The organism is Rhizobium sp. SEMIA 4085 (assembly GCF_013004495.1).
Taxonomy (GTDB): domain Bacteria; phylum Pseudomonadota; class Alphaproteobacteria; order Rhizobiales; family Rhizobiaceae; genus Rhizobium; species Rhizobium gallicum.
Genome location: NZ_JABEPH010000078.1, coordinates 1 through 18,900, shown reverse-complemented (window position 1 = coordinate 18,900; position 18,900 = coordinate 1). Strand labels below are relative to the sequence as shown.

Annotated in this window: 20 protein-coding genes and 1 pseudogene; 5 read left to right on the top strand and 16 right to left on the bottom strand. The window is 61.9% G+C overall.

Going from position 1 to position 18,900, the window contains the following annotated elements:
- Window positions 1-598, top strand: a 598-nt coding sequence (locus C9413_RS10805; RefSeq protein ID WP_170250443.1) for a methyltransferase domain-containing protein, incomplete at its 5' end; no start/stop codon positions are given.
- Between the two features lie 3 nt (window positions 599-601).
- Here C9413_RS10805 and cimA read toward each other — a convergent pair.
- From cimA to cysS, 6 genes are all read right to left on the bottom strand, one after another.
- Window positions 602-2,218, bottom strand: coding sequence for a citramalate synthase (gene cimA, locus C9413_RS10800; protein ID WP_039844438.1), 1,617 nt, complete (start codon window positions 2,216-2,218; stop codon window positions 602-604).
- A gap of 221 nt (window positions 2,219-2,439) precedes the next feature.
- On the bottom strand, window positions 2,440-3,396 hold the full coding sequence (gene pip / locus C9413_RS10795) for a prolyl aminopeptidase (RefSeq protein WP_039846697.1): 957 nt from the start codon (window positions 3,394-3,396) through the stop codon (window positions 2,440-2,442).
- Window positions 3,393-3,869 carry a GFA family protein gene (locus C9413_RS10790; protein ID WP_039844439.1) on the bottom strand — a complete coding sequence of 159 codons (477 nt, stop codon included), beginning with the start codon at window positions 3,867-3,869 and terminating at the stop codon, window positions 3,393-3,395. The genes pip and C9413_RS10790 overlap by 4 nt, the downstream gene beginning before the upstream one ends.
- Window positions 3,866-4,372 (bottom strand): GFA family protein, encoded by a 507-nt coding sequence (locus tag C9413_RS10785; RefSeq protein WP_052451496.1) that lies wholly within the window; start codon window positions 4,370-4,372, stop codon window positions 3,866-3,868. Before C9413_RS10785 ends, C9413_RS10790 begins: the two co-directional genes overlap by 4 nt.
- Window positions 4,351-4,824, bottom strand: coding sequence for a GFA family protein (locus C9413_RS10780; protein ID WP_039844441.1), 474 nt, complete (start codon window positions 4,822-4,824; stop codon window positions 4,351-4,353). The genes C9413_RS10785 and C9413_RS10780 overlap by 22 nt, the downstream gene beginning before the upstream one ends.
- Window positions 4,825-5,029: 205 nt before the next feature.
- Window positions 5,030-6,421 carry a cysteine--tRNA ligase gene (gene cysS, locus C9413_RS10775; RefSeq protein ID WP_039844442.1) on the bottom strand — a complete coding sequence of 464 codons (1,392 nt, stop codon included), beginning with the start codon at window positions 6,419-6,421 and terminating at the stop codon, window positions 5,030-5,032.
- On the opposite strand from cysS, the gene C9413_RS10770 reads away from it, so the two are divergent.
- A complete protein-coding gene (locus tag C9413_RS10770; RefSeq protein ID WP_133939424.1) occupies window positions 6,420-6,647 on the top strand; it encodes a hypothetical protein in 228 nt (75 codons plus the stop codon). The genes cysS and C9413_RS10770 overlap by 2 nt on opposite strands.
- 65 nt (window positions 6,648-6,712) lie before the next feature.
- On the top strand, window positions 6,713-7,462 hold the full coding sequence (locus C9413_RS10765; RefSeq protein ID WP_348648771.1) for a GH25 family lysozyme: 750 nt from the start codon (window positions 6,713-6,715) through the stop codon (window positions 7,460-7,462).
- A gap of 3 nt (window positions 7,463-7,465) precedes the next feature.
- Here C9413_RS10765 and C9413_RS10760 read toward each other — a convergent pair whose 3' ends face one another.
- The 4 genes from C9413_RS10760 to radA form a co-directional block, all read right to left on the bottom strand.
- The gene (locus C9413_RS10760; RefSeq protein WP_039846698.1) at window positions 7,466-8,206 is read right to left on the bottom strand and encodes an SDR family NAD(P)-dependent oxidoreductase; all 741 of its coding nucleotides are present in this window, start codon (window positions 8,204-8,206) and stop codon (window positions 7,466-7,468) included.
- Between the two features lie 91 nt (window positions 8,207-8,297).
- Complete coding sequence (gene purF, locus C9413_RS10755) at window positions 8,298-9,788, bottom strand: amidophosphoribosyltransferase (RefSeq protein ID WP_039844444.1); 1,491 nt, start codon at window positions 9,786-9,788, stop codon at window positions 8,298-8,300.
- 173 nt (window positions 9,789-9,961) lie between these two features.
- Window positions 9,962-10,600, bottom strand: a complete 639-nt coding sequence (locus C9413_RS10750) for a CvpA family protein (protein ID WP_039844445.1) — start codon at window positions 10,598-10,600, stop codon at window positions 9,962-9,964.
- A gap of 97 nt (window positions 10,601-10,697) precedes the next feature.
- A complete protein-coding gene (gene radA / locus C9413_RS10745; protein WP_039844446.1) occupies window positions 10,698-12,101 on the bottom strand; it encodes a DNA repair protein RadA in 1,404 nt (467 codons plus the stop codon).
- 141 nt (window positions 12,102-12,242) lie between these two features.
- Here radA and C9413_RS10740 point away from each other — a divergent pair, with 141 nt between their 5' ends.
- The gene (locus C9413_RS10740; RefSeq protein WP_039844447.1) at window positions 12,243-12,878 is read left to right on the top strand and encodes a LysE family translocator; all 636 of its coding nucleotides are present in this window, start codon (window positions 12,243-12,245) and stop codon (window positions 12,876-12,878) included.
- An 8-nt stretch (window positions 12,879-12,886) separates the two neighbouring features.
- Here C9413_RS10740 and alr read toward each other — a convergent pair whose 3' ends face one another.
- Window positions 12,887-14,047 (bottom strand): alanine racemase, encoded by a 1,161-nt coding sequence (gene alr, locus C9413_RS10735; protein WP_170250442.1) that lies wholly within the window; start codon window positions 14,045-14,047, stop codon window positions 12,887-12,889.
- Window positions 14,048-14,152: 105 nt separating this feature from the next.
- On the bottom strand, window positions 14,153-15,649 hold the full coding sequence (locus C9413_RS10730; protein ID WP_039846699.1) for a replicative DNA helicase: 1,497 nt from the start codon (window positions 15,647-15,649) through the stop codon (window positions 14,153-14,155).
- A 316-nt stretch (window positions 15,650-15,965) separates the two neighbouring features.
- On the opposite strand from C9413_RS10730, the gene C9413_RS10725 reads away from it, so the two are divergent.
- Window positions 15,966-16,409, top strand: a complete 444-nt coding sequence (locus C9413_RS10725) for a MarR family transcriptional regulator (protein WP_039844449.1) — start codon at window positions 15,966-15,968, stop codon at window positions 16,407-16,409.
- Window positions 16,410-16,486: 77 nt separating this feature from the next.
- Here C9413_RS10725 and rplI read toward each other — a convergent pair whose 3' ends face one another.
- From rplI to rpsF, 4 genes and pseudogenes are all read right to left on the bottom strand, one after another.
- Window positions 16,487-17,065, bottom strand: a complete 579-nt coding sequence (rplI, locus tag C9413_RS10720) for a 50S ribosomal protein L9 (protein ID WP_039844450.1) — start codon at window positions 17,063-17,065, stop codon at window positions 16,487-16,489.
- A 21-nt stretch (window positions 17,066-17,086) separates the two neighbouring features.
- A complete protein-coding gene (locus C9413_RS10715; protein ID WP_039846700.1) occupies window positions 17,087-18,070 on the bottom strand; it encodes a DUF2232 domain-containing protein in 984 nt (327 codons plus the stop codon).
- Between the two features lie 153 nt (window positions 18,071-18,223).
- A complete protein-coding gene (rpsR, locus tag C9413_RS10710) occupies window positions 18,224-18,472 on the bottom strand; it encodes a 30S ribosomal protein S18 (RefSeq protein WP_004680498.1) in 249 nt (82 codons plus the stop codon).
- A 13-nt stretch (window positions 18,473-18,485) separates the two neighbouring features.
- Window positions 18,486-18,900 (bottom strand): annotated as a pseudogene (gene rpsF, locus C9413_RS10705) (30S ribosomal protein S6); the annotation flags it as partial.

Sequence of the window (18,900 nt, the reverse complement as noted above, 5' to 3'; positions counted from 1 at the left end):
GAATACGCTTGGAATTCGGGAGGGCGAGACGGTTGCCCATCTGGGTGCCGGGACCGGCTACTACACTGCGATCATTGCCGGACTCGTCGGCTCCTCTGGCAAGGTCGTCGCCGTCGAATACGACGAAGCGCTGGCCGAAAAGGCGCGGGAAAACCTTTCCGGTTATCCCAATGTCGAGGTAGTGCAGGGCGATGCGGCCGATTGGCCGAAGGAAGACGCCGACGTCGTATACGCCAATTTCGCTCTCGACCATCCGCCTGCCGCCTGGATCGAAAACCTGGGCGTCAGTGGGCGGCTGTTGTTTCCGCTCGGGATCCCGGCGGTCGAAAATGGCAGGGCGAGCGGCTTCACCCGTTCGGCAGGCTTCCTGCTGATAGACCGGCGCGCCAGAGGTTTTGGCGCCCGCTTCATTCAGCCGGTCTCCTTCGTCTGGGCGGAGGGTCAAGAACCGCCGCCCGCCGGTCGCCACGAGGGTCTGGCGGAAGCCTTCCGCAGCCGCCGGCTGTTCCAGGTTCGCAGTTTCCGCTGGCGGACTGCGGCCCAAGGCGTAGAGTGCTACGGCGAGGAGGACTGGGGGCTTTGTTTCGAGGAGCCGTGATCTTCACTCCGCCGCGATCTTGCCCGCCAGCTGACGGTTCTTCATCAGTTTGTAGATCACCGAATCCATCAGCGCCTGGAACGAGGCGTCGATGATGTTTTCCGACACGCCCACCGTCCACCAGCGAAGGCCGTCGCTGTCGGTGGATTCGATCAGCACGCGCGTGATGGCTTCGGTGCCGCCATTGAGGATACGCACCTTGAAGTCGGCGAGAACCAGGTCGTCTATTTCGTGCTGATAATTGCCGAAATCCTTGCGCAGCGCCAGGTCGAGCGCGTTGACCGGGCCGTCGCCTTCCGCCACCGACATGATTGTGTGGCCGTCGATCACCATCTTCACGACGGCTTCCGAGACGATCTTCACCCGCCCGTGCGAGTCGAAGCGGCGCTCGACCATCACGCGGAAGCCTTCGATCGAAAAGAATTCCGGGATGGTGCCAAGCGTGCGGCGGGCCAAGAGCTCGAAGCTCGCATCCGCTCCCTCATAGGCGTAGCCGGAAGCTTCGCGCTCCTTGACGATGGAAATCAGCCGGTCGAGCTTCGGATCGTCCTTGGCGACTTCGATGCCCCGGCGTTTCAGAGCATTGATGAAGTTCGCCTTGCCGCCCTGGTCGGAAACCATGACCTTGCGGTAATTGCCGACGCTTTCCGGCGGCACATGCTCGTAGGTGCGCGGATCCTTGAGCAGAGCGGAGGCATGGATGCCCGCCTTGGTGGCGAAGGCCGAAGCGCCGACATAGGGCAGTTGATGATCTGGCGAGCGGTTCAGAAGCTCGTCGAAGGCATGGGAAAGGCCGGTAAGGTTCACCAGCCGCTCCGCATCGATGGTGGTTTCGAAGCGGGTGCTGTAGGTGTCCTTCAGGGCCAGCGTCGGGATCAGCGTCACCAGGTTGGCATTGCCGCAACGCTCGCCGATGCCGTTGAGCGTCCCTTGGATCTGGCGCACGCCTGCCTCGACGGCGGCAAGCGAATTGGCGACTGCCTGGCCCGTATCATTATGCGCATGGATGCCGAGACAGCGACCGGGAACGCCTGCGGCAATCACCGCCTCGACGATGGCGTGGATCTCGGGCGGTTGCGCGCCGCCATTGGTGTCGCAGAGCACGACCCAGCGAGCACCCGCTTCATGCGCGGTCTTCGCGCAGGCGAGCGCATAGGCGGGATTGGCCTTGTATCCATCGAAGAAATGCTCGCAATCGACGATCACCTCCTTGCCGGCGGCGACGGCCGACTTCACGCTCTCGCCGATGCATGCGAGGTTTTCCTCGTTGGTGCATGCGAGCGCGACCTCGACGTGATAGTCCCAGCTCTTTGCGACGAAACAGATCGCGTCGCTCTTTGCCTGCAACAGCGCTGCGAGGCCCGGATCGTTGGAGGCTGAAACGCCCGGCCGCTTCGTCATGCCGAAGGCGACGAATGCTGCCTGGCTGGTGCGCCTCTCTGCGAAGAAGGCGGTGTCCGTCGGATTCGCGCCTGGATATCCGCCCTCGATATAATCGAGGCCGAACTCGTCCAGCATGGTCGCAATCGCAATCTTGTCCTCGACCGAGAAGTCTATCCCGGGCGTCTGCTGCCCGTCGCGGAGCGTCGTGTCGAAGAGGTAGATTTTCTCTCTGGTCACCGAGGTGCCTCCGAAGCATTTGATGTTATCCCGTGCGCCTCACCCCCCTCTGCCGGCAGAGCCGACATCTCCCCCACAAGGGGGGAGATTGGGAAAATGCGGCAGCTCTCGCCCACTGCATCGATGGTTGCACGAGTGGGTGCGGACAGCCGATCTCCTCTCTTGTGAGGGAGATGCCCGCCACGGCAGAGGGGGATATCCACGACGCGCATCACGTGCCCTTATTTCCCCGCAAACTTGTCGGTTGCCCGGATCAGCTGATCCAGGATGCCGGGTTCGGAAAATGCATGGCCCGCACCTTCGATCAGGTGGAATTCGGCCTTCGGCCAGGCCTTGTGCAGCGCCCAGGCGAAGCGGGCGGGGCAGGGCATGTCGTAGCGACCATGCACGATGACGCCCGCAATATCCTTGAGCTTGTGCGCCTCGCGGATCAGTTGGCCTTCTTCCAGCCAGCCGGCATTGACGAAGAAATGGTTCTCGATGCGGGCGAAGGCATAGGCGAACGCGGCCTCCTCGAACTTGCCGCTGGTCGACGGCTCGGGCAGCAGCGTGATCGTCTCGCCTTCCCAGATGCTCCAAGCATGCGCGGCTTTAAGCGCGATTGCCTTGTCGTCGCTCGTCAGGCGGCGGTGATAGGCCTGCATCATCTCGTGCCGCTCTTCGGGCGGAATGGGAGCAATGAAGCGTTCCCACTTGTCGGGGAACATTTCCGAAGCGCCGAACTGATAGTACCAGTCGAGTTCCGCTTTCGTGAGCGTATAAATGCCGCGCACGATGAGTTCGGAGACCCGCTCGGGATGCTTTTCGGCATAGGCAAGCGCCAGCGTCGATCCCCAGGAGCCGCCGAAGATCTGCCATTTCTCGGCCCCAGCCATATCGCGCAGGCGCTCGATGTCGGCAACGAGATGCCACGTCGTGTTGGCGTTCAGGTCCGCATGCGGCGTGGATTTACCGCAGCCGCGCTGGTCGAACAGCGTCACGTCGTAGAGCGCCGGGTCGAAGAGGCGGCGATGCACGGGCGAAATGCCGCCGCCTGGGCCGCCGTGCAGGAAAACGGCGGGTTTGGTGCCCGGCGTTCCGCAGCGTTCCCAGTAGATCACATGGCCGTCGCCGACATCGAGATGGCCCGAAGCATAGGGTTCGATTTCTGGATAGAGGGTACGCAGCACTTCGGTCATATCTTCAAGCCTTTCGCCGGCCATACCTCGGTATCGTGGTCGGGATGCTGGAAGGAGATGATCTGCTCCTGCCGGGCATAGTAATCGGGGTCCCGGTGAACCGGTGTGTCGAAGATCGTTTCGACCCAGGGCAGACGCGAGTCGTAATTCACTTGGATCTGCGGCGCGAGATCGCTGCGGTCGTCGAAGGTGCCGATCGCAAGCTCCAGCCCGCCGGGATGCCGGTAGGTCATCGGCGTGCCGCAACTGCTGCAGAAACCACGGTCGATATTGACCGAGGACCGGAAATAGCTCGGCTCGCCGCGCGTCCACTCCACGCCCTCTTCCGGCGCAGTAATGAGCGCCGAAAAGAAGCCGCCGAACTGCTTCTGGCACATGCGGCAATGGCAGATAGACGGACGCCCCAGCTTGCCGCTGATACGAAAGCGTATCGCGCCGCATTGGCACCCGCCTGTTCTGATGGGTTCGCTCATGTCTGTACTCCGGATGGCCAGTGGTTCGTATCGTGATCGGGATGCTGATGATTGCTGGCTGCGATCGCGTCTTCGCGCTCGGTGCTCCCGGCGGCGGGCTCTACCGGCAGGGTGTCCAGCGCGTGAAAAAAGCTCATCTTGCGACCGGTATTCGATTGCATCACCGGCCTGACCGCATCGGGATCGTCCAGCGAGCCGAGCGTAATGTTGACGGACTCGGCACGAGGTATGTCGTAAAAGAGTGGCGTGCCGCAATCGCCGCAGAAGCCGCGGTGCACGAGATCGGAAGAGCGAAACCACTTCGGTTTTCCGCGCGTCAACGCAAAATCCGTTCGCATCACCGCTCCGAGCGGCAGGAAATAGTTGCCCGCCGCCTTCTGGCACATGCGGCAATGGCAGATATGCGGATAGCCGAGTTCGCCCGCCGCGCGATAGCGCACTGCGCCGCATTGGCATCCGCCGCTATGGCTTTTCCCCGCCGTCACTTGCGCTCCTCCGGCCATTCTGTCGTGTCGTGATCTGGATGCTGATTGGAGACGATCTCACTGATGAATGCGGCCGTCTCGACGTCGTCCTCCGTCCGTATGCCGGGAAGCTCATGCAGTTTGTCCGTGAACGGCAGCTTGCCTTCGATGCCATACTGGATCGTCGGCGGCAGAAGAGCCGGATCATCGAACGCGCCCGCTGCAATCGCCATCCCATCCGGCGCCTCATAGGTCAGCGGTGTGCCGCAATCGCCGCAGAAGCCGCGCTCGGCAAAATTGGAGGAACGGAATGTCTTCCGCTCGCCGCGCGTCCACTCGAAATCAGCCCCGCGCACGGAAACCAGCGGCGCATAATAGCCGCCGAACGCTTTCTGGCACATGCGGCAATGGCAGATCGACGAATGCGAAAGCTCGCCTTCCACCCGGAATCGGATCGCACCGCACTGGCAGCCGCCGGTGTAGACAGTCATCGACACTTCCTCCCGTTTGGCATGGGTGAAAAAATCCCTCCCCACACGGCGAAGGTCTGGTTCGCGCCGCCGCGGGCATTCTCAGCGACAATCTCGTCGGCTGCTGCATGCTCGACAGGGGTGTTGTTGCGAAGCGGCATGGCGCAGTAGCCCCTCCCGTTTCTGGGGAGCGGTTGGGGAGAGGCATTTTTCGATAGGGCTGAACTCACCGCTTCACCTCCCAGGTCGTCACGCGCTCGCCAGTGACGGCATCTTTGCCGTCTTTGAGCTGGATGCCCTCGGCAAGCAGCGTCTCGCGGATCTTGTCGGCCTCAGTGAAGTTTTTTGCCTTCAAGAGTTCAAGGCGGGCGCGCACCCGCCTGTCGATCTCGCCGGCGACCGCCTCATCCACTTCCGTTTCCTTCGGTTCCACGCCGAGAAGGGCAGCGCTCGCCGCGAAGGCGGCGGCGTTGCCGGACTGCGCCAGAGCATGAAGCGCCTGAACGGCGGCGACGGTGTTCAGGTCGTCGGCAAGCGCGTTCAGTACTGCCTCGTCCGGCGACGCGTCGCCGGCATCCGCCGCTGGCCACTTCGCCAGCAGGCGTTCGGCCTCTTCTAGCCGCTTGATCGAAAAATCGATCGGCTCGCGGTAATGCGTCATCAGCATCGCAAGCCGCAAAACTTCGCCCGGCCACTTCCGACCGCCGAATTTTTCGGTGTGCAGCAGCTCGTAGATGGTGACGAAGTTGCCCTCGGATTTCGACATCTTGCGGCCCTCGACCTGCAGGAAGCCGTTGTGCATCCAGACATTCGACATCGCATCCGTGCCGTGGGCGCAACGGGATTGGGCGATCTCGTTTTCGTGGTGCGGGAAGATCAGGTCCAACCCGCCGCCGTGAATATCGAAGACCTCGCCGAGATAGCGCTGGCTCATCGCCGAGCATTCGATATGCCAGCCCGGACGGCCGCGGCCCCAGGGGCTTTCCCAGCCGGGCTCGTTATGGCTCGAAAGCTTCCAGAGAACGAAGTCGCCGGGGTTCTTCTTGTGCGCATCGACGGCGACGCGCGCGCCGGCCTGTTGCTCATCGAGATTGCGCTTCGAAAGCGCGCCGTAATCCGCCATGGATTTCGTGTCGAACAGCACTTCGCCCTCCGCCTGATAGGCGTGGCCCTTGGCAATCAGCTTTTCGATGATCTCGATCATCTGCGCGATGTTTTCGGTCGCGCGCGGCTGGATGGTCGGATCAAGGCAGCCGAGAGCCGTGGCATCTTCGAGATACTGCGTCTCGGTTTTTTCGGTGACCAGGCGGATCGCCTCGTTCAGCGGCAAGCCGGGGTGGTCGCGCAGAGCCCGCAGGTTGATCTTGTCGTCGACGTCGGTGATATTGCGCGCATAGGTGACGTGCTCGGCGCCATAGACGTGCCTGAGCAGCCGGAACAGCACGTCGAAAATGATGGCGGGCCGCGCATTGCCGATATGGGCGTAGTCATAAACCGTCGGGCCGCAGACGTACATGCGGACGTTGAGCGGATCGATGGGCTTGAAGACCGTCTCTTCGCGCGTCAGCGTATTGTATAGCTTGATTTCCGGCTTCTTCTGTTCCGGCTGGCCGGCCATGTCTATTCTCCCAAAATGCAATGATCCGAAAAATGCCGCGGCCGGCGGGCCGGGGCGTTTCTCATCTTTGGGTATTTGGGAGACGAAAACGGCCAGGCCAGCGAGCGCGCTAGCGAATAATCTTCCGGCAGATAATGCAGGTAACCGTTTTCATGGCGGGTTTTATGGCGCGGGAACGATGTTTGGTCAAGTGGTGCGGCAAGTGCAGGGCTGGGATGGCGAATAATTCGCCATCTTTCCGGCGCAAGCCTTTGCTGCCAAAGGCGGAAGCGGTGGAGCGAGAGAGCATCAGTGAAGAAAGCTGTTCAACGAGCCGTCGTCGGTGCGGCGATTCTAGCGGTCGCATCCGCTTCTTATTTGGCTTACGATTTCGGCATGGTCCGCTTCAATCATCCGTCCATCAAGGACTATCCGATCCAGGGCATCGACGTTAGCCACCATCAAGGCGACATCGACTGGAAGAAGCTCGCCGCTCAACTGAATGTCCGCTTCGCCATCATGAAGGCGACAGAGGGCGGGGATCATAAGGACAGACGATTTGCCCGGAACTGGCAGGCCGCAAAAGAGGCCGGCATCGTGCGCGGGGCATATCACTTCTTCACCTTTTGCCGTCCGGGCCGTGAGCAGGCGCAAAACGTAATGGCGACTGTTCCCAAAGAGCAGGGCACGCTGCCCATCGCGATCGATCTCGCATTTGTCGGCAACTGCGACAAAGTTCCGACGGTCGAGCAGCTGACCGCCGAGGTCAACGCCTTCCTGGCCGAGATCAAGAGCGCATATCCGGAAAAGCCGATATTCTACGTCACGCAGGAATTCTTCGACCGATATCTGAAAGGCAACGAATCCAGCTTCCCGGATCATTATCTCTGGCTGCGCAGCCTATTCAAAGAACCAGAGCAGGAAAAATGCGGCCGCTGGTCGATATGGCAGTTTGCCGACAACGGCAAAATCGATGGCATCGAGGGGCCGGTTGACCTCAACGCGCTCTGCCCCACGGAAACGGGGCTTGCGGCGCTGTTTGCTGAAACAGCCGGCCGGTAGCCCTTATTCCGGCAGCCGGTAATCTACAAGCCTGTTTTCGCGGACGATGAAGAGCTTGCCTGTCTCGGTTACATCCGGGCCGACGAGCGGCAGGATCGCCTTGGCGACTTCGGAAGGATGCGGCAGCGTCGCGGGATTTTCGCCGGGCACGGCCTGGGCGCGCATGGCGGTGCGGGTGGCGCCGGGATCGACGCTGGTGATGCGAAGAGCCGTCGACCGGCTCTCGCCGGCCCAGGTGCGCGCGAGCGCCTCGACCGCGGCTTTCGACGCGGAGTAGGGCCCCCAGAAAGGCCGGCATTTGTGAGCGGCAGCCGACGAGATGATCACGGCGCGGCCGGCGTGCGAGCGCGCAAGCAGCGGATCGACGGAGCGGATCAGCCGCCAGGTGGCCGTGACGTTGATGTTCATCACTTTCTCGAAGGTCTTTGCCTCGATATGGCCGATCGGCGAGATGACGCCGAGCACGCCGGCATTGGCAACGAGGATGTCGAGCTTGCCCCAGCGCTCGAAAATCGAGGCGCCGAGCGCATCGATGGCGTTCATATCCGCAAGATCGAAGGGCACGAGTGTGGCGCTGCCGCCGGCAGCCTTGATCGCGTCGTCAAGCTCCTCGAGGCCGCCGACCGTGCGGGCGCAGGCGATCACGTGGGCTCCGGCCTTTGCCAGTTCCAGCGCCGTGAAGTAGCCGATGCCCCGCGATGCACCGGTGACGAGTGCGATGCGGTCTTTGAGGTCGATGGTCATGATCGTGTCGTCCGTGTCGGTTGCGCGCAAACGCATCCCACCCTGATGAGGGGAAGAGGAGGCGCCGGCGTTCATTCAGGTTTGAAGTCCCTTAGCCGTTGCTGGCCATCACGGCGAGCTTGCGCACGTTGCTCGTGCTTTCCTTGTCGAGCAGGCGTGTCGGGTAGTCGCCGGTGAAATAGTGGTCGGTGAACTGCGGATTGTCGTTGTTGCGATCTTCCCCGCCGACCGCACGATAAAGCCCGTCGATCGAGAGGAATTCGAGCGAATCCGCGCCGATGTAATCGCACATCGCCTTCAGGCTGTTGTACTGGTTGGCAAGCAGCTTGTCGGCGTCCGGCGTATCGATGCCGTAGAAGTCCGGGAAATAGATCATCGGGCTTGCGACGCGGATATGGACTTCCTTCGCGCCTGCGTCGCGGATCATCTGGACGATCTTCAGCGATGTGGTGCCGCGCACGATCGAATCGTCGACGAGGACGACGCGCTTGCCTTGGATCATCGCCCGGTTGGCCGAATGCTTCAGTTTGACGCCGAAGGCGCGGATCTGCTGTGTCGGCTCGATGAAGGTACGGCCGACATAGTGGTTGCGGATGATGCCGTATTCGAAAGGAATGCCGCTCTGCTGAGCGTAACCGAGCGCTGCCGGCGTACCGCCGTCCGGAACCGGCACGACGACATCGGCATCGACCGGGGCTTCCTTGGCGAGATTGATGCCCATGTTCTTGCGGGCGACATAGATGCTGCGGCCGCCGACGACGGAATCAGGGCGAGCGAAGTAAACAAATTCAAAGAGGCAGAGACGCTCCGGCTTCGGCGCTTCGGGCTTGCGCGCGTCGATGGTGATCGAGCCGTCCGGCTGGATTTCGCAGATGACGACTTCGCCGTTTTCGACGTCACGGATGTATTTGGCGCCGATGATGTCGAGCGCACAGGTCTCCGAACAGAAGATAGGCTTGCCGTCGAGCTCGCCCATGACGAGCGGACGGATGCCGATCGGGTCGCGAGCGGCGATCAGCTTCGTGCGGGTCATGGCCAGCATCGAATAACCGCCTTCCATCTGGCGGATCGCATCGATGAAGCGGTCGGAGGAGGAGGCCTGTTTGGAGCGGGCGATCAGGTGGAGGACGACTTCGGTATCCGAGGTCGACTGACAGATCGCGCCGTCGGCGATCAGTTGACGGCGAAGCGTCAGGCCGTTGGTGAAGTTGCCGTTATGGGCGACAGCGATGCCGCCGACTTCCAGTTCGGCAAAGAGCGGCTGGACGTTGCGGAGCGCCACTTCGCCCGTCGTCGAATAGCGCGTGTGGCCGATGGAGATGAAGCCTGGCAGCTTCGCGAGCGTTGCAGGATCGGTATAGTGGTCGCCGACGAGCCCCATGCGCTTTTCGGTATGGAACTGGCGGCCGTCGAAGGTGACGATACCGGCCGCTTCCTGTCCACGGTGCTGGAGAGCGTGAAGCCCCAGAGCCGTCAGCGTTGCTGCATCGGGATGGCCGAGAATGCCGAAGACGCCGCATTCCTCGTGGAGTGTATCTCCATCGAGTTCGTCGTTGATCGTGGAGGAATGGGACTGGTTCATTGATGCGGGCCTTTGCTCTCACAAGAATGGATCGGCTTTTCCATAGCATGATGCCGGATTCAGGCATTTTAAACGGCGGGGGCCCGGCAGAGCAAATGCCCGGCCGGACCCTTATGTCACGTCCCGCTCAAATGGCAATTGCCACGCGGCAGGTCAAGCTGTTGAACACTGTGTCAATTCGACTGCGGCTGCGCGCCGCCCGACGGGGCTGCGCCACCTGCAGGCGCTGTATCATCCGCCGGGGCCTGTTCGCCGGCCGGTGCATTGCTGCCTTGCGTGCCTTCGGCCGGCGGCTGAACCTTCTCGAGCACGCTGGCTTTCACCATCTGTGCGAATTCTTCAGGCAGGACCGATTGCAGCTTTACGACCATCGAGTCAAGGAACGGCTTGGACTTGGCGTTGTTCACCCAAGAGGGCCGGTGATCGGCATCGACGAGCCAGTTCCAGAAGGCCACTGCCACGACCAGAAGCAGTATGCCGCGTGCCGCGCCGAAGAGGAAGCCCAAAGTGCGGTCGAGCGCGCCGATCCGGCTGTCGATGATGAAATCGGCAATCTTCATGGTGATGAACGAGATGACGATCAGCGCAATCAGGAACACGACGGCGGCGGAGCCGACGATCGCGATGCGGTCATCATCGGTGTACCTCTTCGCGTAAGGCACGAGGTACGGATAGAGGTAGTAGGCAGCGGCAGCCGAGCCGCCCCAGCTTGCGATTGACAGCACCTCGCGCGAAAAGCCGCGGACCATCGCCAGGACGGCGGAGAATAGGACGACGCCGATGACAATACCGTCGAAAATCGTGATGGGCATATAAATTCAACTCCAGGACCGCCGCGTGGGTGATACGGTTCGGTCGGGCCTCATTCGTGTGAATCCTATATCATCACCGTTCATGGCAATGAAAGGATCAAACCTCGTCTTCCACACGTCGTAGCGCACCTTTGGATCCGGCAATGCGCACGACCAGATCCGGCAGGCTGTCGATCTCGCTCCAGCGTCCGCCCGAACCCTTCGGCAAATCGACGGATGCTGACGGAAGCAGCGCTGCAGAAAATCCCAGCTTCTCGGCTTCTTTGAGGCGCTGAGGGGTTTGCGCAACCGGACGGACGGCCCCCGACAGGCTGACTTCGCCGAAATAGACGCAATCAGCCGGGAGAGCAATACCGGCAAGCGAGGAAACCAATGCGGATGCGACGGCGAGATCAGCCGCCGGCTCGCTGATACGATAGCCGCCGGCGACATTCAAATAGACGTCATGCTGGCCGAGCCGAACGCCGCAATGGGCCTCGAGCACCGCAAGGATCATCGAAAGTCTGGCGGAATCCCAGCCGACCACGGCGCGGCGCGGCGTTCCGAGCGATGTCGGCGCTACCAGCGCCTGCACTTCGACGAGGATCGGGCGCGTTCCCTCCATGCCGGCAAAGACCGCCGCTCCCGGCGACTTTTCATTGCGCTCGCCGAGGAAAAGTTCAGATGGATTGCCGACCTCGCGCAGGCCGCCGTCGGACATTTCGAAGACGCCGATTTCGTCGGTCGGCCCGAAGCGGTTCTTGACCGTGCGCAGGATGCGGTAGTGATGGCCGCGGTCACCTTCGAAGTAGAGCACGGCGTCGACCATGTGTTCCACCACCCGCGGACCGGCGATCTGGCCGTCCTTGGTGACGTGGCCGACGAGAACCATGGCCGCTCCCGTCTGCTTGGCGAAGCGGATCATCGACTGCACGCCGGTGCGCACCTGCGTGACCGTTCCGGGCGCCGATTCCGCCAGTTCGCTCCAGAGCGTCTGGATCGAGTCGATGATGACGAGGTCCGGCCGCTTGCCGTCGGCGAGGGTCGCGAGGATATCCTCGACATTGGTCTCCGCGGCAAGCATCACGTCAGTATCGGCCGCGCGCAGGCGCTGGGCTCGCAGCCGCACCTGCGCCACGGCCTCTTCGCCCGAGACGTAGATGATCTTGTGGCCGCGGCGCGAAAGCGCTGCCGCTGCCTGCATCAGCAGCGTCGACTTGCCAATGCCGGGATCGCCGCCGACGAGCACCGCCGAGCCGCGCACGAAACCGCCGCCGAGCGCCCGGTCCAGTTCCGAGATGCCGGTATGGATGCGCGGCGCTTCTTCGATCTCGCCGGAAAGCGCCGTCAGCGTCACCGGGCGGCCCTTCTTCGGCGTCCTTGCCGGTCCGCCGCCAATCCCGCCCATAGGATCTTCTTCGACGATGGTGTTCCACTCGCCGCAGTTTTCGCATTTGCCCGCCCAGCGGTTGTGGATCGTGCCGCAGCTCTGGCAGATGAATTGTGTCCTGGCCTTGGCCATCAATGATGCTTTCGTCCATGAGCGACGGCGCGCCCGAATCAGGTTTGCCCTAGATAATGGCCTGCGGGACCGATCAAAACTAATGATTTTCCCATCAGGCGCCCAGGTGGCAGCATGGAAGGATCATCTGAGGGATCGCCAATGCTCGATTATTCGCTCGCCCACTGGATCGCCTTCTTCACCGCCGCCGTGCTTCTGAACCTGTCGCCGGGTCCGGATATGGCTTTTATCCTCGGCCATACGATCAAGAGCGGTACGCGTGCCGGCTTTTCGGCTGTCTTCGGCATCTGGACCGGCGCATGCCTGCACGCGCTTCTCGCAGCCTTCGGCCTTTCGGCGGTACTTGCCGCCTCTGCCGTTGCCTTCTCGGCAGTGAAGTGGATCGGCGCGATCTATCTCGTCTGGCTCGGCATCCAGGCCCTGCGGTCGAGCGGCGAAGGCGGCTTCGTCAAGGCGACAGGCGAAAGGCCGGGCTCAGGACGGATCTACCGGCAAGGCGTGCTCGTTTCGCTGCTCAACCCGAAGGTTGCGATCTTCTTTCTCGCCTTCCTGCCGCAGTTCGTCGTCGAAGGCGCCGGGCCTGCCTGGCTACAGCTTTGCGTGCACGGTGGGCTGATTATCGTCGTGGCCGCCTTCATAGAGCCGCCGCTGATCCTGGCTGGAGGGCGGCTTGCCGATCTGATCAAACGCAACAGGAGGGTCGGCCTCTGGCTCGATCGCGGGCTTGGCACGCTGTTCGTTGCCCTCGGCGTGCGGCTCGCTTTGACAAGCCGCTGAGCCGGACCTCATTCTTCGCTGACGTATTTTCGCTCATACCGCAACCCGACGCCTGCCAGCATCTCGTAGCCGATCGTGCCTGCCGCCCGTGCCGCATCGTCAACGGGGATGTTCCTGCCGAAGAGCTCGATGTAATCGCCGGCACGAATGAGGTTTTCCGGTAGGTCGGTCACATCGAAGATGGAAAGGTCCATGGTGATGCGCCCGGCGACCGGCACGGTGTAGCCCTCAAAGAGGCCTTGGCCGCCCTGCGGCACGGCTTGGCGAAGCGGGATGCCGCCGCTCGACTGGCTGCGCATGTAGCCGTCGGCATAACCGGCGGAAACGACGGCGAGGCGGCTATCGCGGTCAAGCCTCAGCGTCCGGCCGTAACTCACGGATTCGCCAGCGCGCACGGTGCGGACCTGGATCACGCGGGCCTGCGCGGTCGCAACCGGCCGCATGGGGTTCGCCATGCCGCTCACCGCTTCGCCGCCGTAGATGGCAATGCCGGGGCGCGTCAGGTCGAAATGATAATCCTCGCCGAGAAAGATGCCGCCGGATGCTGCGAGGCTTGATTCGATACCTTCATATGCGGCGCTAACCTTGCGGAATGATTCGAGCTGCTGCTTGTTCATCTGCGATGAAGGATCGTCGCCGCAGGCGAGATGGCTCATGACCAGAACCGGGGCGAAGCTGGCCGGGCGGGAGACGTCATCAGCCAGCGCAAGCGCTTCGTCGATATGAAGGCCGAGCCGGTTGAAGCCGGTATCGACATGCAGCGCGCAAGGGTAATCGCCATACTCCGATAGCACCGCCATCCAAAAGGCGAGCTGCTCCTCGGAGGAGATGACCGGCACGAGGTCGTTTTCAAAGAAGCGTCGTTCAGTGCCTGGCCAGATGCCGGCGAGCACGAAGATGCGCGCATCGGGCGCGTAGAGGCGCAGCGTCACGCCTTCATCGACCGTTGCGACGAAGAAGTCGCGGGCGCCCGCGATGTAGAGCGCTTCCCCAGCGTCCTCGATGCCCATGCCATAGGCGTCGGCCTTCACCACCGCGGATGCGCGCGCCCTTTTGGAGCGCCGTGCCATGTCCCGCCAGTTTTCCGTCAGCGCAGTCAGGTCGACAATCAGCCGCATGCCGGCGGAAGCAAACCTGTCTTCTTCGGAGGCGGCGGAAATTTCAGTCATGAATCCACATAAAAAAATGGCCGGAGATGAGTCTCCGGCCAGTCTAAAGGTCAATTTGGTCAATAGGAAGTCCACGGCCGCACTGCAGCAGGAAACCGGAACGGCTCAGTGTTCCTCGTACTGGATGAAGGACGGGTCGGCGAGGTCGGCAAAGCGCGTGAACTCCGCCTGGAAGGCAAGTTTTACTGTGCCGGTCGGGCCGTGACGCTGCTTAGCGATGATGACGTCCGCCGTGCCCTTCACCTTGTCGAACAGCCCTTCCCACTCCGCATATTTCGGATCGGCCGGATCGCGGGGTTCCATGTTCTTGACGTAATATTCCTCGCGGAACACGAAGAGCACGACGTCGGCGTCCTGCTCGATCGAGCCCGATTCACGCAGGTCGGAGAGCTGCGGGCGCTTGTCGTCGCGGCTTTCGACCTGACGCGAAAGCTGTGAGAGCGCGATGATCGGAACGTTCAGTTCCTTGCCGAGGGCTTTCAGGCCGGTGGTGATCTGGGTGATTTCCTGGACGCGGTTCTCGTTCGACTTACCCGAGCCGGTCATCAGCTGCACGTAGTCGACAACCAGCACGTCGAGGCCGCGCTGGCGCTTGAGCCGCCGGGCGCGGGCGGCAAGCTGGGCGATGGAGATGCCGCCGGTCTGGTCGATGTAAAGCGGCACCTTCTGCATCATCATCGAGCAGGCGACGAGTTTTTCGAAGTCCGCGTCGTTGATGTCGCCGCGGCGGATTTTCGAGGAGGAGACTTCCGTCTGCTCGGAGATGATGCGGGTGGCGAGCTGTTCCGACGACATTTCGAGCGAGTAGAAGCCGACGACGCCACCGTTCTTCGCCTTCATGCTGCCGTCGGATTGGACTTCGCCCTCATAGGCGGCGGCGATATTGTAGGCGATATTGGTTGCAAGCGAGGTCTTGCCCATGCCCGGGCGTCCGGCAAGGATAATCAAGTCGGAGCGCTGCAGTCCGCCCATCTTCGAATCGAGCGAATGGATGCCGGTCGAAATGCCCGAGAGGCCGCCGTCGCGCTCCTTGGCGACTGCCGCCATGTCGATCGCCAGCGCCACGGCGTCGTTGAAGGCCTGGAAGCCGCCGTCATAGCGGCCGTTTTCGGCAAGCTCGAAGAGGCGGCGTTCGGTATCTTCGATCTGCGTCTGCGGCGGCATGTCGAGCGGTGCGTCATAGGCGATGTTGACCATGTCCTCGCCGATGGTGATCAGCGCCCGGCGCAGCGCCAGATCGTAGATCGCGCGCCCGTAGTCCTCGGCGTTGATGATTGTCACGGCTTCGCGGGCAAGGCGCGCGAGATATTCGGAGACCGTCATGTCGCCGACCTTCTCGTCGGCCTTCAGGAAGGTCTTGATCGTCACCGGATTGGCGATCTTGCCCATACGGATGATGTCGCCCGCGACCTCGAAAATCTTGCGGTGGAGCGGTTCATAGAGATGGATCGGCTTTAGGAAGTCGGACACCCGGTAATAGGCGTCGTTGTTCATGAGGATGGCACCCAGAAGCGCCTGCTCGGCTTCGATGTTGTTGGGTGCTTCGCGGTAGTGCTGCTCTGCTGGAGCAACGGCGGCAATCTTTCGCGCGGCGTCGTTCATCTTGATCCGTTCTGTCTTTTCCGTTCCCGGATTTGAAGGCTCGCCAAGGCAAATGCAAGTGCAGCTCAGCAACAGCCTTGGGCCTGTCGTGAAATCCGCAACGCTTTGCACATTGTTCGACTTCTCCACAGCGCTGATGGCCGCCAGGGAGAAAATATTGCCGATGTCACCTTGAGGACACGGCATAAAAACCGCGACTCATTCCAACCGAGAACATTTTAGCCTGAATGCCTTGAGCGTGGCACTTGAAAAGACCTCTGAAGTCGATTAGACAGAGGAAATATAATTAGTGCGCTAACTAAATAATGGGGAATCTATGGGGAATATGCTTCTCAGGCGGGAACTCATTGAGGACATCGCTGCGTTTACCCGAAAATTGAGAGCGACGTTCGATTCCCTAGTGCGTGAGAGAAACATGACACTGCCGCGCGCGCGAGTCTTTTTTACGCTCAACAAGAAGGACGGCATCAATCAGCGAGAACTGGCCGAACGGCTGGAACTCGAAACGCCGACGCTGGTCCGGATCCTGGACGCGATGGAGGCGCAAGGCTTCCTTGAACGCCGTGTCGCCGGTTCCGATCGCCGCGCCAAGGAGATCTACATGACGGATGCGGGAAGGGCCGTCGCCGGCGAGGTCGAGGATCTTGCCGCAGACGTGCGCGCCCGGGTCGTCGCCGGCATTTCCGAAAGTGACTTGAGGACGACGCTGAGCGTCATCCGCGCCATGCAGGCAAACCTGCTCGCAGTTCGCGGGCAATGACAACCGCGGCCAATTGACAAACGCAAGAAGCCCGGCCTGGAGCCGGGCTTCTGCTTTGTGAAGTAAACGTGCGAAGCTTATGCTTCGTCTTCGGCGTTGCCGTCGGCATCCGGATCGAAGAAGTCTTCCGCACGAAGGGCGTCTTCATCAACGCCGTAGATCGCGTCGACGGAGGTGAGCGTCTCGCCCTTTGCCTGTCGCTCGGCTTCGTCGGCGGAGCGGGCAACGTTGAGATTGACGTGGATTTCGACTTCGGCGTGAAGCTGCAGTTCGACCTTGTGGATACCGATCGCCTTGATCGGCGTGTTCAGGTGAACCTGGTTGCGGCCGATGTTGAAGCCTTCGGCGGCCAGGATTTCAACGACGTCGCGGGCAGCAACCGAGCCGTAGAGCTGGCCGGTTTCACCGGCAGAGCGAACGACGATGAAGGACTTGCCGTTAAGGACGTCGGCGACCTTCTGGGCCTCCGACTTGCGCTCGAGGTTGCGGGCTTCGAGCGTTGCGCGTTCGGATTCGAAACGGGCCTTGTTGGCGGCGTTGGCGCGCAGTGCCTTGCCGAGCGGCAGGAGGTAGTTGCGTGCAAAGCCGTCGCGAACCTTGACGGTTTCGCCCATCTGGCCGAGCTTGGAGATGCGCTCGAGAAGAATGACTTCCATCTTTGTTTTCCTTTCGTGTCTCTAGGTTTTCTTGTCTGTGGATTGAGGGGCATCGGCATTCTTGTTCGGGGTCAGGGCAATCGCCTTGCGCGTATCGGACAGACCGACGACAAGAATGAAAAACGCTGGCAGCATCAGAACGATCGATGCCAGGTAGCAGAGGACGAGCGCCGGCAGGCGCCAGTCCTTGCCGCGCGTGCGGAAATGCAGCGCGGCGAAGCCGGAAAGCAGGAAGCCGGCGCCAAAGGTGCCGACGACAGTTGCTCCGATCATCGCCGGAACGCCGCCGAAGAAGGTGGCGGCAAGACCAGCGAGGAAGACGAAGATCGCGTTGCGGTTCATGCGCAGCGCGGACGGAATGTCCTCGCGCGGGCGAAGCGCGCGGCCGGACGCATTCACGATGCGTGCCGCGATATAGTAGGCCGCAAACAGCATCAGCACCCACATCGCGCCCTGAATGGCGGGCAGCATCAGGAGCAGCAGCGACTTGGTCTGCGCGGTGGCCGTGTCATTGAATGTGAAATCCGGCTGTTGCTGCGCAAAGGAACCGAAAAGTGCATCGACCATCTGGCCGATAAGTTCCGGGCCATAGCCGATCATGTAGCCGGTCACGATGACGGCGAGCGTCACCAGGCCGCAGAGATGCAGCAGGATGTCGGAGAGCGGATACCAGGCCGTCAGGTGTTCCGGGCCGCCGAGCTCGGCGGCGGGGCGCGCAAGGTTTGCCAGGTGGCTGATCCAGCCGGCGGGAATCAGCGTCACCAGCGTCATCATCAGCGCGAAAGTCGGAGAGCCGGCCGCAGCACCGAAGGCGGCAGCGGTGAAAACGGCAGAGATTGCCGCGGCATTGCCCCAGCCGAGGCCCACGAGAAGGATGGGCAGGGCGGAAGCGGCGTAGAGCAGGGCGCTGAACGACAACTGGGCGCTCGCGCCGAGCGCGAGGAGCGCGGCGGTCAATCCGGCGAGCGCGCCGGTCAGCAGCCTCTTGAAGTTCATTTTGGTCACGTCGCTGTCCTGCTTCATCAAGCAGTTAGAGGATGTATCCTGAATCAAATTCAGAAAAACCCGCCTCAACATGGGTTTTCAGGATTCCGATCCGCGCCCACCGCGGAAGGGATGCGACCCCCTGGTTTGGGACCAGAGGGCCGCGATAGCAAATTAAGCTACGACGTACGGCAGCAGGCCGAGGAAGCGGGCGCGCTTGATCGCCTGGGCGAGTTCGCGCTGCTTCTTCTGCGAAACAGCCGTGATGCGGGACGGAACGATCTTGCCGCGCTCGGAAATGTAACGCTGCAGAAGACGGACGTCCTTGTAGTCGATCCGCGGAGCATTCGCGCCCGAGAACGGGCAGGTCTTGCGGCGGCGGTGGAACGGGCGGCGGACCGGAGCGGAGGAAGCTTCAGACATATCTCAAATCTCCTTATACGCGGTCTTCGCGCGGACGGCGCGGACGGTCTTCACGGTCGCCGAAGCCACCTTCGCGCGGCGGGCGCGGGCCACGGTCGAAACCGCCTTCGCGCGGGCCACGGGCGCCGTCACGCGGGCCGCGGTCGTCGCGGTCGCGCTTCTGCATCATGGCAGACGGGCCTTCTTCGTGCTTTTCGACAGCAAGGGTCATGTAACGCAACACATCTTCGCTGATGCGCATCTGGCGTTCCATTTCTTGGACGGCAGCTGGCGGTGCATCGATGTCCATCAGGGCGTAGTGAGCCGTGCGGTTCTTCTTGATGCGGTAGGTGAGGGACTTAAGACCACAGTGTTCGATGCGCCCGGCTTTGCCGCCGTTAGCTTCGATCACGCCCTTTTACTGTTGTACGAGGTCATCGACCTGCTGG